Consider the following 17,736-nt stretch of genomic DNA (forward strand, 5'->3'; position numbering starts at 1 on the left):
GGCAGGGTATTCGAGGGTGATCTGGTCGGTGCTGCCCTCTTTCACGAGGGTAATGGTATAGGAGGCGACGTTCTGTGCAAATTTCGGTTCGACCGACGTCATGGTCTCAAACTTGACGCCGTTGACGCCGCCCTGCTTGACGAGCTGGATGTCGCCCTCTCCGATGCTTGAGAGCGTGCCCGCATAGACCGGCGAGGATTCGCCGATCGTATAGGCTCCGCCGATCACGCCGTTCGCGTAGTCGGCCTTGGCCTCGACGCGCAGCTTATACTCCACCGGCGTGGCGGCAGACTTGTCAAACGAGCCGTCGGCAAAGTTGCGCTTCCCAGTCTCAGCCTGGTCGCCCACGGTGCCGCCTTGCAGCGTCCCGGCCTTGATGAGGCCCGCCTTGTAGGCGATGGAGCCATCCGTCGTCTTCCACAGGCCGAGCACCGTCTTCTCCGCCTTCTTAGTGACGAAGTCGAACTCCAGGTCGGACGGGGCTTCGGCGAGCTTGATCGCCGAAACATCGGTGCGGTTGCCGGACCAGGCCGAGTTGAGGGTGGCCTTTCCGGCGTTCATCTGCGCATCGGACATATCGCCCAGCGCGCGCAGCTTGACAAAGTAGTTGCCGCTGTGCTTCAGGTTCCCCTCGAGCAGCGCGGTGATAGAGACGCGCTCGCCGCTGGCGACCGAGGTCTGGCAGGTATCGCCGCTGGCATAGCGCAGCGGCTCTTCGCTGCCGCCCTTGTTCTCCCAAATCTGGACGCTGTACTCCTTCACCGCCTCGGTCAGCGCGCTCCACTGCGCGAAGATGCCGTCGGCCGTGCGGTCGATCGTCGAACCGCCCGCAGGGGCGCTTGGCGACGCCAGGCGGGTGATGGTATTACTGCCCTCGTTTGAATCCAGCTTATCCGCATCCGAATCGGCAGCGATCGCCTTGACGGTCACCTTGTAGGCACCCGCAACCGCGGTGTCGCCCAGGTCGAATTTGACCTCGGCCGTGGAGGCGGGCAGGCTCACGGGCGTCCCGTCGTTGACTGTCACGGTATAACCGGCGTTGCCCGGCACCGAGCTCCACTTGGCCCAGACCTTGGACTGGGTGCCATTCGCGTCGGCAGTGCCGTCGCTTTCGGTCGCCTCGAAGGTGATGACCGGGGTGGCCAGCTGGGCCGCCTTGAGGGTGATGTCGCTGTGCGCGCCCATCGGCTCGCTGTTTACGCTCATCGCATCGTTGGCGGTGACGGTGGTCACCGTGACCTTGTAGGTGTTGTCGTCGCGGTTCATATGCCCCGCGGTGGTCATGTCGCGGTAGATCTCCGGCAGCTCGACGGTAAAGTACCCGTCGCCGCCCACGGCGGTGCCCGCCGGGATGGTCTTGACCACCTGGGTCTCGGCCCCGTCCGCAATGGCCGCGCCGTCGGCGCGCTCGACCACCAGACGGTATTCCTTGATGTTGCCGGCCAGCTTATTGCTGTCGGCGACCGGGGTAAACTTGGCCTGCACGCTCTTGCCGCTCGCGGCGTTGAGGTAGAGCTCCATGCCTATGCTGTTCTGGGCGACCTGCGGCAGCGTGCCGGTATAGACGGCCGCCGGGGTGCTCGGGGTGGGCGCTCCCGTCGCGATCAGCGCGGCCCCGTCGGTGAACTTATCCTTCATCCCGACCGCGGCCTCGTAGGAGACCGGGGTGTTGGAAGAAGTGTCTCGCGTGGTCTTGGTGAGCGCCTCGAGGTTCACCGACTTCTTAGTCTTATCGAGGGTGGTGAGCGCCGCGGCCAGGTCGGTGTTGTCCGCGCTTATGGCCGTGCCGTTCTTCTTGATCTGGATGTCATAGTCCACATCCTGGCCGGTCGGCGCATTGTCCTTCCAGGTCAGGTAGACCTCATCGTTGTCGTCGCCATCCTTCACGCCGGTGCTGTAGTCCAGCTTGACGTCGGTGGCAGCGGTCAGCTTGTAAACCTGATAGGTCCCGCTCTGGGTTACCGCGTCCGAGGTCAGGGTGCTGGTACCGTCGCCGATCGCCTGCACCTTGACGTAGTACCGCCCGTCGGTGAAGGAGGTTTCGGTCTTGAAATCGTTGTAGAGGCTCTGGAACATCTCGGTCCCGGTGGTATACGGACCGTAGTCCTTCACCTTCGTATCGGGCGAAGAGCGGTAGAGCTCCATCTTGTACGTGCCGGTCAGCCCCGCGTTCGGATCGCCCCAGCTCGCGCCGATGGTCGCCTTGTCGGCATAATAGCCGAACTTGGGCGAAACGGGCTGCCCGAGGCGGGAGAGCGGGTACTGCTCCGACTCGTTTTCAATGTAGCTATCGAGCGCATCGGCCTTCGGGTAGGCCTTGACGGTATAGTTGGCCGTCACGCCGGCAGCCGGAATATCCTTCGCCGCCAATTCGATCGGGGACGAAGCGTACGACGCCTCGAGCGCCGCCACGATGCTGCGTCCGTCTTTAAAGATTTCAAAGCTCCCGGTGTGCTCGTCGAGCCCGGAAACGGTGATCTGCACCTCGGAGTTCGGGTCGTCCGGCGTCACCGCCGCAATCGAGATGGTGGGCTGCGCCACCTTCTGCTTGGTGATCTCCAGGTTTTTCACCGAGGTTTTCGAACCGGCGTTGAGCATGGTGTTGGCCGGGTTGGCCGTGATCTCCACCGTGTATTTGACGTTGTCCTCAAGCGCCGGCAGCTCCACAAACGGGTTGGCGCCGGACGGCTTGTAGCCTGTCAGCTCGATCGGTGTCTTCCCGGTGGCGGTAATCTTAATGTCATAGGAAGCGATGTTCTTTTCGAGCTTGCTGCTGTAAAGGGTATTCTGCTCAACCGGCTGGAAAGTCAGCCCGCGCTTGGCGCTGCGGCTTTCGAGCTTGACGGTGCTGGTATCGACCTTCGGAAGCGCACCTGCCCAGACCTGGTGAGTTCCGATCTCAACAGATCCATTTTCATAGGCAAAGATGCCGTTCGCCAGATCGTCCAGGCTCTTGACCATCAGCTTGTAGTCAATCAGCTCGCTGCCGGCATTCTTAAAGTCCGTATCTTCAAACGGCTGCTTATAGTCGTTGACCTTGCCCTTGAAGCTCTGGTTGATCCCCTTTTCGACCAGGCCGGCCTGATAGGGCGGATGGTAATCGGGCTTTCCGGTGACGGAGATGGCGCTGTCCGCCGTCCAGGTACCGGTGACCACGTTTTCGGTGGTCTTATCGCCCACAAAGTTGAGCGTAAGGTCGGTGGGCTGCGCCACGAACTGGATGGTCTTGTTACTGCCCGTGTTCCAATCCGAGGTCAGGGTCGACTTGTTCTCAGCATCGCCGCTCGCGCGCGCCTTGAGGAAGTAGTCGCCCGTTTCGCCGAAGCCGCGCAGGGTCGCGGTGACGTCCTTGCGCAGGTCGCTGCCGCTCGACACCGCGCCGGCACCGTCAAGGACGGTATCGAGCGATACGTCGCCCGTCGGGGTCCACTTCCAGAAGGCCAGCTCGTAGCCCTTTTCATTCGAGCCGCTGGGCAGCGCGGCCCATTTTGCGTCGATCTTCGGGTCGGCGTCGCTTTCGGCGGGCAGCTCGATCGAAACGCTGGCGGGAGCCGCCAGACGGGTCACCGTGCCGGTGCTCGCGTCGGAATCGAGCAGCAGCTCGCTTTCGGAGGTCTGGACCTTGGGCGCGAGGGTCTTCACCGTGATGGTGTAGCCGCCCGCCGCCTTGGTGTCGCCCATCGAAACCTCGTTTACATCGGCCGCCAGCTCCTGCTCGGAGCCGCTGCCGATCTGATAGCTGTAGCCCGCGTTGAGCAGGACGTTCTGCCAGGTCGCCTTGACCACCGACTGATCGTCCGCGTCCGCGTCCGAGCCGGCCGCCGTAAAGGTGATGGTCGGAGCCGGCAGCTTCTTCACTGTCAGATGGCTCGCCTGCGTCGGGCTAAAGCTGTTGTCCGCGCTCAGGCAATGGTTGTTGGACTGGGTGGTGACCGTGATGGTGTACTCCTGCTGCGCGCCGAGGTTCCCCTCCGCGATCAGGTCGGCGTACACATCGCCGCAGTCGAGCACCACATCGCCCTGGGCGTTTTTGAGCTCATCTGCCCGCTCCTTGGTGAGGGTGATCTTCTGCAGCTCGGTCCCGCCCTTCTTGATGAGGACCTCATAGCCGAGGATGTTCTCCAGCAGTTCTCCGCTGGCCGCCGGCTTAAAGGATGCGCGCACCGTACCGGAGCCGTCATCACGGAGGGCCGGGCGCAGCGTCACACCGCTGACTGCCGGCAGCTTGCCGGAGTAGACCTTATCCGGATTCGCCGCAAAGACGTAATCCTTCTGTGCGAAGACGCCCTTTTCGAGGTTGTCCTTCGCCTTGACCTTAAAGGTATAGGGCACCGTGCCCGGATTCGCCTTATCCGCGAACTCGTGGCTCAGGTCGATCCCGCTCGTGCCGATGGTGGCCTGGCTCGAGAGGGCGACCTCGGTATTGGTATTTTGATAGAGCACCACGTCGAACTGCGGGGTATACCCGGGGACCGATACGCCCAGCGCGTTCCAGCGGCCGAATACCTGCTCGTCCCCCGTGCCGGTCCTGGTCGCCGCAAAGCGCACGTTTGCCATCACGGGCAAGCGGGTCGCCGCAAAGGGGCCGACTGGGCCGGTCACGGCCGAATCGAGCACCGAACCGTCGGCGCTCTGGCCGATCCCCTGGATCCTGACGTAGTAATCCGCGCTCACGGCATGCTCGCGCAGCCAGGCGGTGACATCCTGGAAGCAGGCGCCGCCCGCCGCGATGTCGGCCTGGGAATAGGTAAAGGTGGTCCTAAGCTCGGCCCCCTCATACAGGCCGATCTGATACTGGAAGCTGCCCTGCGGCAGGGCGGTATCCTCGCTCGTGAAGGCGGCGCCGATCCTCTCGTCGCTGCCGACCTTGCGGTAGCCGAAGGAAGCGTCCTTCGGCGCCGCGAGGCGCACGACCGTCTTCTCGGCCTCGCCGGACTCCATCAGCTCGTCGATCTTGTCGGCGGCGGGCTTCGCCACCACCTTGTAAGTATAGCTGCCCGCTGTATTGACACCAAGCTCGAGCTTGAGCGCGTCGGGCACATCGCCGGTGTAGGTGACCGGGATGGTCAGCGTGCCGGCGGTGGCGTCCACCGTGCCTCCATGATTTTTGATGGTGCTGTAGTCCCCGCTGATCACGACCGAGCCGACCGCTTGCTGCACGTCCGCCGGGTCCTTCGGGGTGACGACGAGGTAGGTGGTCTTGACGCCGGTTTCCCCGTCCGTTTCGGTCACGACCTGCAAGAGCGGGTTGTCCAGCGCGCGCCGGGTGATCTTCTGCCCGGTCTTGGTCTGCACATTGCCGTCCCCGTTGAGGTCGGTGTTCACCGGCACCGCCTGGACCTTGATGGTATAGCTCTTGTCGTTGCCAAAGTCGGCCGTCAGGCCGGGCATCTCCACGTCGTGGACCGTCTTCTCGCCGTCGATGTCGGCGGCCGGGATGGTCGCCGTTTCGCTGAACGCGGCGTCCGCACCCTCGCCCTGGACGGTGACGACGTATTCCTTGATATTCTCCAGAAGCTCCGGCCTTGCGACGGTCAGCGGCTTAAAGGAGATGTTCGCCTTGCCGCCGAGGCTCGTGAGCCTCACGCTGTCCTGCTCCACCGCAGGCAGCCAGCCGCCCAACACCTCGCTCGCGCCGATGGTGACGTCGGGGTGGGCCAGCACGCCGTGCACATGGTCGGGCTGGCTGTCGATCCGCATGCGGTAGGGGTAGAGCTGGTTCTGACTACTAAACTTCGGGAAGTCGCCCGCGCCGAAGTCGAAGGAGCCGTGGGCGTCGCGCACCGAACCCACCTTGTCCCAAGTCCCATCGAGCTGCTTCTCCTCGAGCTGCACCCCATACGGGATCTGGTAGCCGTCCATCCCCGGCAGCAGCCGGATGTCATTCTGCTGCGAGTCGACGGTCCAGGCGCCGGTCACCTTGTTCGTCTCAATGGTAAAGTGCGCGCCGGCGGCAGCCCCGATCTGCCAGATCGGGGTGTCAAAGTTCGGGTCGGGCACCGACCATTGGGAGCTCAAGGTCTTATCCTCGTCGCCCACCGCCTGGACGGTGATTCCATATTTGCCGCTGGTCGCCTCGGACTGCAGCAGCGCGGTGACGTCCATGCCGCTGGCAATCGTGCCGCCGGCGGCCGGCTGGTTCGCAGCCTCCTGCATGCCGCCCGCCGTGCGGCGCACCAGCTTGAGCTGGTAGCCGCTCTCGAAGGAGCCCGCCGGAGTGGTGCTGTTGTCCGTGTTGAGCGGATTCTTGCTCCACTGAGCGGTGATGGCGCCGTCCTTGTCGCTTGCGGGGAGGGCCAGCTTGCCGCCGGTCGGCGGCGCGAGGCGCACGATGGTCTTGCTGATCTCATCGGAGGGCAGCAGCTCGAAGTGCGCGCTGTCGGGCAGGGCCTGCACCGTCACGGTGTAGGCGCCGGCCTTGGCCCCGTCGAAGGTGATATAACGTCCGGAAGCGTTCTCTTTAATTTCAGGATTGCTGGTGACCCCGTCGGAGTTCTTGAGCGTGACGGTATAGCTGCCGGCGTTCGGCACATTGGCCCAGGAGGCGGTGACGGTCTTTCCGTCCGCGCCGTCCTGATAGGTGATCACCGGGTCGCTCAGCTTCCCGAGCTGCAGCTTCGCCGTGGTCACCGCCGAGGCGGGATCACTCAGGTTGCTATTCTTTGTGCGGGTGGTCACCTTCACGCCGAAGGTCACTTCCCCGCTCTGGGTCTTGAGGTAGTCGTAGATGGCGCTGAGATCAACCTGCCAGACCTCGACGTCCGTCCCTCCGATGTTGGCGGTAGCCTTCACGGGAGGCACGTCGGTGGTGTTGACCGTGACCTTGCCGGCCGTGGCGCCCGCGCCGTAGGACACCTCGATCTCATAGTCGAGGATATTGTCCACCAGCGGGTCGCGGGAGTCGCCGTCCTTGGTGACGGGCTTAAACTCAGCCATCACGCTCGGAGTGGTCGTATCGCCCGAGGGCTTGTTGTAGTAGGCCAAGCGGATGTCGCTGACATCGCGCAGTTTGCCGCCGTAGACCGGGTCGGAGGTCATGAAGTCCGGAACGGCGAACACGCCCTTGTCGATCTCGTCGATGGCGCGGATCGAGCTGTGATAGGTCCACAGGCTGGGCGAAGCGCGGTTCGCCTTCACCAGGTCGATCACCGAGGCGCTCGTACTGGTGCCGATGGTCGGGGTGATCGGTGTTTCGGTCGCAGCAGTGCTTCCCTGCTGCATGCTCAGCTTACCTTCGTAGCTGGCCGGGGCAGGGGTGCCGCCGTCGATATAGCTCACACCCGTCCAGAAGGTGGTGACCTTGTCATCGGCCGTGTCAAAGGCCGGCTTACCGATCTGGCCGAGCTTGGAGATGCGCACCGCCTGCATCTGGCTGGATGCCTTGGAGGTAAGGGTGGCGCTCCCGTCGCCGATGGCCTGGACCTTGGCGACCTGATAGCTGTAGCCTCCCTGCGGCAGCGCAGCGAAGTAATCCTTAAAGCTGAGGAAGGTTTCATTCCCCGCCGTGTCAAGGCTCTTCTGCTGGCCCGAAGCGGTGATCTGTGCGGTGGTGTGGTAGCTGAGGCCGCTCACCGCCGCATCCGCCGAGGTCCAGTGCACGCCGATGTCTTTTCCATCGTCGCTCGCGCGCAGCTCCACGCCGGCCGGAGCCGCCAGGCGGCGCACCGTCAGGGTGGCGGGCACGCTCGGGCGCTTGCCCGCGTCGGTGCCGTCGGGATTGGCGACGACCTCGAAGGTATAGTCGCCCTCGGCCGCCGTGCTCCACTCGCTGGTGTTCAGCTTATAGGAACGGTCGACCGACGACTCGCCCAAGGTGACTTGGCTGCCATCGGGCTTCGTCATATAAGCGTTGTAGTTGCCGGCGCCGTCGATGGCATCCCACGAGAGGGTCGGGGCGCTCATCGCGCTGTCGGACCCCTCGACCGTGAGCTTCAACTGCGGTGCGGGCAGGTTCTCGACGACCACGCTGTACTCCATCGCCTTGCTGCTGGTCGTCCAGGCAGAGCTGCTGTTGAGCACGCTGTTATGGGCGATCGAGCGCGCCTGCACCCGGAAAACCAGGATAGGCGAGTCGACTTCCTTGAGGTCGGCAACCAGCAGGTCGACCAGGTCCTCAAAATCGACGGTGCCGTCCGCCGCCAGATCCTCCTTCTTCACCAGAAGGGTATGCGAGGTCTCGGCGCCCGGACGCAGGCCGGTGCCCTTGTTATAGGTGACCCGGATTTCGTAGCCGTAGATCTGATCGACCGGCGTATAGGCCGGGTCAGGCTCGGTCAGGGTCAGTTTAAAGGAATTGGGGGCCGAGGCGAGCTTTTGAATCTTCGGGTAATTGAGCTGCCCGCCCTGTACCGCCGCGCTGGTGCCCGAGCAATCATAGGCCACGTCGGAGGTGAAGTTATTGCTGCCCGGCGCTTTATACCGGTACTCCAGGCGGCCGATCTTCGGGATGTAATCATTTACGCCCTCGGCGTTTTCATCCTGTGCGCCCGCCTCGCAGGGGATGCTCAAATTGACCTTGTAGTCCTTGAGCAGCCCGGTGCTGACGATCTGGCTCGAGATGGGATACCGCCCCAGGGAATAGAAGGAGCCTCCCGCGGTCTCAAACCCGGTGTCGTCGTAATCGCCGTCGCGCAGGGTCAGCGTCGCGCCCTGTGAGCCGTCCTTCACCAGCCCAAAGCCATAGGTGGTAAAGCCCTCCGCCAGTCTCCAAACGGCGTCGACCGCCGCGGGGGGATCGTTATAGTCCGTATTGCTTCTCCAGTCGATGCGCACGCCCGCATCGTCGATCCTGGGCGCGTACCAGACCTCCTTGCGCGCGCCCTCGGCGGGCTGGGAGGAGATGTAGATCGGCTGGTTAAACTGAGTGGTGAAGTTTTCGCCGTAGACGGTGACCTGCGGGCGGAAGAACGCCTTGGTGGTATCGTCCAACTCGTTGTAGCCCTGGTCCTCTCCGTAGATGGCGAGCTCGTTGAGGACCTGTGCCTCGTAGAGCGGTTCACCGTAATCGTTCTGCTCCTCCAGCAGCTTATCCATGGCGGTGGTGTCCTTGAAGAGGGGCACCTTGCCCATGACCTGCTGGTTTTCGGGATTGATCTGGGCAATCCCGATCTTATATTTGCCCTTGGCCTTGCCGCCGTCGAAGCGCAGGCGGACGGTATCTTTCCCCTGATACTGCACCGGCATACCGCCGTCTTCACCGCTGGCGAGGCGCACGTTGGACGGCTCCTCCAGACGGTAGACAAAGACCTCTACATTCTTGGTGGTCTTGCCAGGGTCCAGCTCCTCCGGGAAGACCGGGGAGGAGGCGTTTTCATACTCCGCCTTGATGCGCACCGCATACCTGCCCGCGTCCTTCATGACGTTGACATCGTCATTCTTCGCGTGGTTGATCGGGATGCGCAGTTGGGTCGCCGTCGTGTCCAGCGGATACTGCGTATCCGGGTCTATATCATCCCTGGAAGTGATGACCAGCGGCGTGGTGTACAGCTGTGTCTCATTGCCGGCATCGTCCACCTTATAGACCTGGATCTGGTAACGGTCCGCCATCTTTTCGACGTCGCTTTCAATCGCGCCGATCACCGGGTTCCAGACCGCGTACAGGGTGGTATCCCATTCGCGGTCGTCCTCGTTCCTGGTCGGATCGGGGTCCATCTCGCCGAACTCGAAGCGCAGGCCGGGCTGCGGAATCTGTTTGATGAGACAGGAAATCTCATAGACGCCCACCGAGTTCAGAGCGGTGTTCTTCGGCTCGGTATAGACGCGGAAGATATGGTCCTCGTCCGGCTGGGTCTCGTCCACCGAGTCCTCCAGCTCGACGCCGACGCCGATGCTCTTGTCCGGCAGCTTATCGTAAGCCTCGAGCGCCTGCGCCTGGGTCAGCAGCTCAAAATCCTTGACCTGGCCGCCCGGATAGCCGATCCATGCGCTGTACTGGTCGGTCTGATCGGACATCAGCGCGTTGAACGACGCATCGCCCTCGCGGTCCGCCGTCACCGGCAGGAAGTACATTTTGATGTTGTTGCTGCCCTCGACATAGGGCTTGCCCACGATGTTGGCCGGCAGCATCGGGCCGGCGACCACCTCGTTGGAATCCCGCAGCTGCATGGTCGGCAGGGTGAGCTTCTTGGCCGCATAGTTGGTCTGCGGCTCGATGGTGGCCTTATAGTAGTAGTTGATATACTTCTCCTGGCCGTCCACCGTTTCGGTATCGTTTTTGCGGATCTTGCTCGAAACGTCCTGGAGCAGCTTGCCCGCCCCATCGGCCGTCAGGTCCGTATAGGTATCCTGAACCGCATAGGCGTCGCTGCCGCCGACCCGCTTGACCCACAGCTTGAGGGTATAACGAATCTCAGCCTCGCTGCCCGGGGCCGCCAGGTCGTCCGCATATTTGCTGGCGACAACCTGCACCTTGGCCGGGTCGCTCAGGTCGATTGCCGGGGCTTCCATCGGCGCGAAGGATGTGAGGTTATAGGCATCGCTCTCCACCGCGCTGGAAAGCCCGAGCAGGGTCAGGCAGTTGTTCTCGTCGATGACATCCGCACGGGAGACCTTGCCCATATAATAGCCGGTCTTCGTCAGATGCTCGGTGATCTCCTGATAGCTCTTGTCCGTGACGGTATAGGTATCGAGCGGTGCCCTGCCGTACGGCTCAGACGCGGACTGCTTGAAGTAGAGCTCGAGGGTATACTCCATGGTGGTGGTCCCCGGCTCAGAGGTGCTGAAGCCCAGGGACACCTTGTCATGGGCGGCGTTAAAGTGGATGTCGCTCTTCTCCACCTTGCGCGCCACCACGAAATCGAGCTTCTGGGTCGCGGGCTCGAAAGAAGTCCCGGCCTTCGCCACCGCGGTGACGGTGACCGAATAGCTGCCCGGACCCTTATCCGCGATGAGAGCGGCGGTCAGCTGCTCGTCGGCAAACGTATTTCCGGTGGGCTTGCCGTTTGCATCGAAGAGATCGGCGGTGTAGTCCTGATGGCAAACCTCTTCCCCATCCTTATAATAGGTGACGACATACTTCTCGGTGTTGTTCGAGTTGTTGATCCCGCCCGGGTTGTCGCTGAACTCCAGTCTCAGATCGTCCGAGCCCTGGCTCTTGCGCAGGAAACTTTCAATCGTCGGCTTCTCAAGCCGAGTGATCTTGATCTCCACCGGCTCATATTCGCTCTTGCTGGAAGCGTTGAGCACATTGTTGAAGGGAACCGCCTCGATGGCGACCTTATAGAAGCCACTCTCCCCGTCCTCCAAAAGCTGGTCGGTCAGAGAATAGCTGAACTTGTTGCCGCCGGCCTGGGCGACGTCCTTATACTGCTGGGCGTCGACGTGCTTGACGATCGGGTCGGCCCCGGCCACCGGCACGTAGGTATCACCCTGTTTTTCCACCCGCTGGGTGGTGATGACATATTCCTCGATCGCGGGCGCCCAGTTGAGCATGACGGAGTATTCGCCATTGTTGATTGTCAGCCCGGTGCCCGGGTTGGAGGGAGCGGGCAGCTTGTAAGCGTCCACCGTATCGCTCAGGGTGAGGGCGGACTCGGCGGTATAGGTATAGTTATAGAGGTTGCCAACGTCCGGCGTCGGATCGTTCGGCGCATAGGCGAAGCTCGCGTTGGAGCGCACCCCCAAGCGGTACTTCGCCGGGTTGGTCGAGGAGGCCGTGCGGTGGCGCAGCTCGATCTGGCTGTTCTCGGTGAACTCAGCCGCATAATTGCTGCCGTCGTTCGGGGAAGCGATGGAGCCGCTTGAATGCTCGGCCTCCACCTTGTTCCACTGCGGGGCGGCGGCATTCTCCTCCACCGGAGCGAGCTCATGCAGCTCGTAGCTGTAGCCGTCGGCCGCGCCCTTATCGAGCCAGCGTCCGAAGAGAGTATCCGGGTCCGAAATATCGAATTCCTGGCTGATCCCGTCGATCCCGACCGCGGAACGCACCTGCACCAGGTTGTCGGCCGCATCGGTCTGCACCGGGTCGACCGGCAGCTCGAGCTTCTCCTTGCCCGAACCATCCACCGTGTGCTTGCCGTCCCGGTAAACCTTGGCGGCAAACTGGCCGGGACTATTCTCGTTGACGTAGTCCATGATGTCCGCGCGCACGTCAAGCGCGACAGGCCCCAAGGAAGGCGTCGCCGACTTCTTGATCGGGGTGACCCCAAAGTTCGAGCTGCTGGACATACGGTAAAGGATTTGTGCGGTGTAAGACAGGTTTTGGGCGCCCGAGAATCTGAGATTGAGGATGCTGCCGTCCGCTGCGGGCGCAAAGAATTTCACATCGGTGGGCGGCTGGTACCGGACGACCTCGAGCGTCGCCGGGACGGAGTCCTCCATCCCTTCCAGATCAGTCTTTTTCGCCGCGATTACTTCGATGGTATATTTGCCTTCTGCAGCAAAGTTCCCCAGACCATCCAAATCCGCATCTTCCTGGAAGACCACGGTGTAATTGTATGACCCGGTGTTCCTGATAAACTTGCTGTAGCTGTCCCCCGTCTTCTCATTTTTCACCGAGACCGAGTAGCCCAAGGTCAGGCTGTTGCCCTCGGTTCCGTCAATATTCAGGGTGATTACGTCGGCGCCGGTCATACTATCCCAGCGGGAATCCGGCACGGTGCCGCTGATCCCCTTGATTCCGAGCGAGACCTTCGGGGCCGGGATGCCCTTAACCTCGTAATCGACTGCGGAGCTCCCCGTGTTCGGCGGGTTGAGCACCACGCTCTTCGGGACAGAGGTCACCTGCAGGTCATATCCCAGCTCGCCCTCTGAGCCTTGGGGCTTTACCTTGAGCATGGCCGGGATCATGTTGATGGACTGTGCCTCACCGTCGGCGGTGAAGATATAGCTATCCCCATATTCGGGCGAGGTGGTCAGCTTGGCGCGGCCCGCGAAGTAGGCGACCGCCCCCGCATCCGGGTTCAGTTTGAGGTTGACCTGGCCGGGCACGCTGAGGTCCGGCGTGGTGTCGGCAAGCGGCCCCGGCAGCTTGTAACCCTTCTCGGTAATGCCGTCGTTTGTCTTGAGAGCGCTTTGCAGATAGCCGGTGCCGTCGCCAAAGTTGCTCAGCGCCTGCACACTCGCCTTAAAGGTATAGTAAGCCTGCCCGCCGTCCGTCTGGTCGACGAGCGCTTTCACCTTTTCTTCAATGTCGGCGCGGACCTTGCCCGCCTCGATGTCGGCATTGCTCGCCTCAACGACGATGCTATCCAGCGCGCCGCCAAAGCCCGCGCTGCTGCCGGCGTTGTCAATTCTGCCGCCGGTGCCGTAAAGGTTGGTTCCAGTCCACTTCTGGAAGTCCAGCGTGAAGCGGTAACGGATCGCATTCGTCACCGGGGTAGTATTCAGGTAGAGCCCGGTGCCGCCCTGCGCGCCACTATGGGGCGAGCCAACGTCAATCTGGGGCACAGAGGGCTCCAGGTCGTAGACTTTGACCTCGTACTCCTTGGAGGCGGTCGTGGTCTTCAACTGGGTGTAACGCACCGGCTGATTCCCGGTCGCCGTCTCGGCGCTCACCGCGCCGTTGATGGTCGGCAAGCCGACGGTGACGCGGTATTTCTCGGCCACAGCCGCCCTGTCGGTAACGTCGTAGGAGCCGACGCCATTTACATAAGTCCCCTTTGTATAGTCGATCTCAGCGGGCGAAGTCGCATCCAGCTTGTCAAAGGTGACGTCATAGTGCGCAACAATGTTGTCTCCCGTGGTGCCGACCACGGCATCCCCACTGAAACCGACCGTCAGGCGGTCCTTGGCGTCGCCGGTCCCGCCGATTACAAGCCCTCTCGGGTCGTCATATTTGCGGATCTGCCACTTCTCGATGGAAGAAGCGGTATAGGCGCCCTCGAGCTCTGTCGGCAGCTCGGAGCGGATTTGCACCTCGTAAAGGCCGCTGGAAGAGAACAGGGCCTTCGAGAGAGTATCGGTGTACGATCCCGAAGCTGCCTCGGCCTTGCTGACCGTCTTATTCCAAATGCTCTTGGTCGGGTCCGTCGTATCGCTACCCGGCTCAAATAAGCGGATGGTGACCTCTTCCACCAGGCCGGCGTTGTCGCCGCCGGTGGGCCAGGTGATCTCCACCTCAACATTACCGTCAAGGGTATTATCGTCGCTTGCTATCTGCTCAACGCGCACATAACCCGGCGCCGGAAGCGGCGGGGTCTGTACTTTATAGGTCAGCTTGGATGCGCTGGCCGGGGCCATATTGACCGCAGCGTTCTTCGGCACGGCGGTTACGGTGATCTCTACCCGGTCGTTCAATGCAAAGCCGCCGGTGCTGATGATCGGCAGGATATTATAGGTGTCGTTGGTGATCTGGGAAGGCTTCAGCCGGACCGGAGTGATGGACTTATCCCCATCCTTGCAAACCGCTGTGATCTCGTAGTAGTCGATCGCGGCCCTCAGCTGAGCGGTAAGCGGCTCAAAGCCGATCTCCAGCTTTCCGTTGGAGAGCTGGATGTCGCCGCTGGAGGTCAACGGCGTCGGCAGCCGGAAGGAATCGACCTTGGCGGATTCGCCGGAAACCTGCTTGCCGGCCACCACCCGGGCGCGGGTGGCGTCGCCGCTCAGGAAGTCCTTGGCGTACAAAGAAGCCGTCACGCTGTTGTCGCGCAACGTATTCCCATTTTTATAATCGCGCTTGTAGAAGTTCTTAAAGACGGCAGTGCTGTCGTATTCATAGCCGCTCGCGCCGAGGGTGATCTTCTGCCCGTCGGGCTCGGCCGGATCATAAACACCCAGCTCGTCCACCCTGGTCTTGTCGGCGTCGTAGGTATACCGCGCCGCATACTCCACACCAGGATAGGTATGGTTCGCCCAGTAGGTGACAGTGCCGGCGTCCGCTTCCGTGGCCGAGGCCTTGGTGGTCACATCGATGATCGGCTCGTCCGGGGACGGAACCCGCTTGATGGTGGACGCGTTGTTGGGCGTACTCATACCTGACGGCAAATAATTGCCGCCCTGCGCATAGGGGATCGCCTCCACCGTCACGGTGTAGGTTTCCAACTTATCGACCGGGTTTTCTATCCCCGCCTCGGTGAGGAACGGAGTGATGTCGATGGAAACCCTGGTCAGGGCGGGATTGTTCGCCGTCAGGGCAGTGAGATAATTCGCCCCATCCGCCGTCTGCAACTGATTGTCGCCCTTCTTAACTCTAGCGCGGTAGGTGATGCCGGTGCGCTCCTTGTTGTTGGTGATACCGGTGTACTCGCCGCTGTCGGGATCGTAGGCGGTGGTGACCCGGTTGAAGAACACTTCAGCCGAATACTTCCCGGCGGACTCCTTGAGCTCGACCACGATATTATCCGGCGTGTTCAGCTTGTTGCGCTCAGTCTCAGGCAGGATAACCACACCGTCGCCGGTGTTGTTGTCGCTTTCATTTTCGCCGTTGACCTGCGGCTTGCCGACGATCTGGCCCGCATCGAGGTTCCCCTCTTCGTCTTTCCCATTTACCGTGATGGTCCCGGAGTTGACGTTGTCCTTGACATGGTCCTGCCAATTCGGCGTGCCGGACTCATCAACATTCTTATCTTCGCCGACGATGCCCGCAACCGGGCCTTTATCGCTGGTGATATGCCCGTTGTTCTGGTTGTTGGTCACCGAGCCGCCGTCCAGGTTTTCACCGACGATGCCGCCGACCTGCTTTTCACCGGTCAGAATCTCCATGCCGTTGCGGTTGCTGTCCACCTGGCCAGCGTTCTGGCCGGTGATACCGCCGACCTTTTCGCCAATCGTGTCACCCTTAATATATCCATGGGTGACGTTGCCCACCAGCTTTGCGTCGGGGCCGGTCTTGCCGGTGACGCCGCCGACGAGATGGCAGCTCTCAACATCCATCTGGGCATGGATTTCACAGTTCTTGATGGTGCCGTCGGTAGTGCCTGCGATCACGCCGATGTTGCTGCCGCCCTGGGCGTTGACCGACGCGAACTCAGACACCTTTAGCCCGTCCACCACACCGGTTTTCCCGATGGAGTTGAACAGGCCGAGATTGCTGTTATTCCCGCTGCTGCCCAGCGTCACATTGTTAAAGGCATAGCCGCCGGCCTTGCCGGGCTCGCCGGGTTTGGCGCCGTCCTTGCTGCCAGGATTGATAAAGCTGCCGTTAAAGGTACCGGCAATCTGCTCTTCCCGGCTAAAGTCGATGTCGGCGCCCTGCATAAAGTGCATGCCGAGATAACGGCCGGTGATGTCGTGGCCGTTGAGCACATCGTTGTTGATATGGCTGAATTCTCCCGCCTGTGCGACCAGGTAGGGATTGACCTTGGTGCCGTACCCGCCCGAGAAGTCGGGGTTGTAGTTGTGGCAAACGTTGGAATACGCGCGCTTCCACTGGTTTTGGTTGTTCGGATCACTCGGGCGCCAAGCGGCTACCTGGGCGCGGTAAGGGAGGTAATCCTCCAGCTTCATCTGGCAGTCCGCCGCCGTCTTGGGCGGGTGGGGCGCCGGGAAGGTGTAGCTCAGCGTATCGTTGAGGCTGGTCACCGTGTCCTCGTAAGTGCTCTCGCCGATGGTGGCGGCGCGAAGCTGCAGCGGGGAAACACTCCGGCTGCTGGACGCGAGCGGAAGATAGCTCTCGTTTGCAGTCAGGTCCTCTTCAATATCCCCGTACAGGAAGCGGACGGCATACGCGACGTCGTTGCCCGCGTTGGCCGGCTTGTTCCAGGTCAGGACGTAGGTATTGTCCTCCAGACGATATGTAAGGTTGGCCGTAATCGGCCCGAGCTCCGGCACGCTGGGCGTGCTGCTCGAGCTGCTTGAAATGCTCGACGTACTGCTCGAACGGGAGCTGGAGCGGTCGTCGTCATCGTCCTTGTCAGGCTTGTTGTGGCTTCCGCCGCCGCCGTCGCCCCAGAAGTCGTCGTCCGGCTTGCTGGTATGGCCCTTGGACGAGGAAGAATTCTTGGACGAGGACGACCCCTTGGAGGAGCTGCCCGTACCGGACGAACTTGTGCCCGAGGAGGTATTGTTGTTATTGTTATTATTGTTCCCGTTGCCGCTGGGCCACCAGGAGCTGCCGCCCGAGGAGCTGGATGAGGAAGAGCTCGAGCTGTTCTTATCCTTGTCCTTGTCCGAGCCGGAGGAATCCGACGAATCGGACGGCGCCTTCTTGTCGTCGTCGGGATTGGTCGGGCCGACCGGGGTGAGCACATCGTCCGGCAGCTCTTCAACTTTGATATTCTCATCCGTGTTGCCTTGGCGGTCGGGATCGCTCACCGTCACCTTTTCGATCGTGGACCCCTTGTCCTTGATGATGGTGATGGTGCCCGAAGGCTTGTCGTCGCGCAGCAGGTCGATCGACGAGTTCTCCAGATAGAGCTTATCCTCGCCCGGGCCCTGGAAGACGACCTCCCCCACATTGGTCCCCGACAGCTTGAGGCTCGCCCCGTCGACATTTTTGTCCACGACAATACGGCCCGGTATGTTCGAGTCCTTGATGATCACGCCGTCGGCGCGAATGATTACATTGTCATATTGGTCGGACACGACATATTCCCCCGCCGTGTCGATGACCAAGGTCCTTCCAAAGAAGGTGCATTGTGAGAACACAAACAGCAGGATCGCGATGATCAGCACTGCAATGGCCGAGATCGTTATAATCCGCTTTTTGCGGTCCGGTTCCTCCTCTGGAAATACAGACAATTCGTTGTACTCTGTGTTCATTCCTAATCCCCCACTAAACACTGGAATACCGCGCCGCGCTTTCTCTTTTATGCGGCCTACGTCTATTCTTTTTATTTTGATCTGTCCGAGCGGGGGAAC

1 protein-coding gene (running past one end of the window) is annotated in these 17,736 nt (G+C 61.6%); it reads right to left on the reverse strand.

The window, feature by feature from the left end; all coding sequences use genetic code 11:
- On the reverse strand, positions 1-17,637 hold the 5' portion of the coding sequence (locus EDD78_RS05985; protein ID WP_132084320.1) for a fibronectin type III domain-containing protein. Its footprint begins 12,675 nt before the window's first position; the window shows 17,637 of its 30,312 coding nt (coding positions 1-17,637); the start codon lies at positions 17,635-17,637; its stop codon lies off the left edge, out of view.
- Between the last annotated feature and the right edge of the window lie 99 nt (positions 17,638-17,736).

This window comes from Harryflintia acetispora (genome assembly GCA_004340125.1).
GTDB lineage: Bacteria > Bacillota > Clostridia > Oscillospirales > Ruminococcaceae > Harryflintia > Harryflintia acetispora.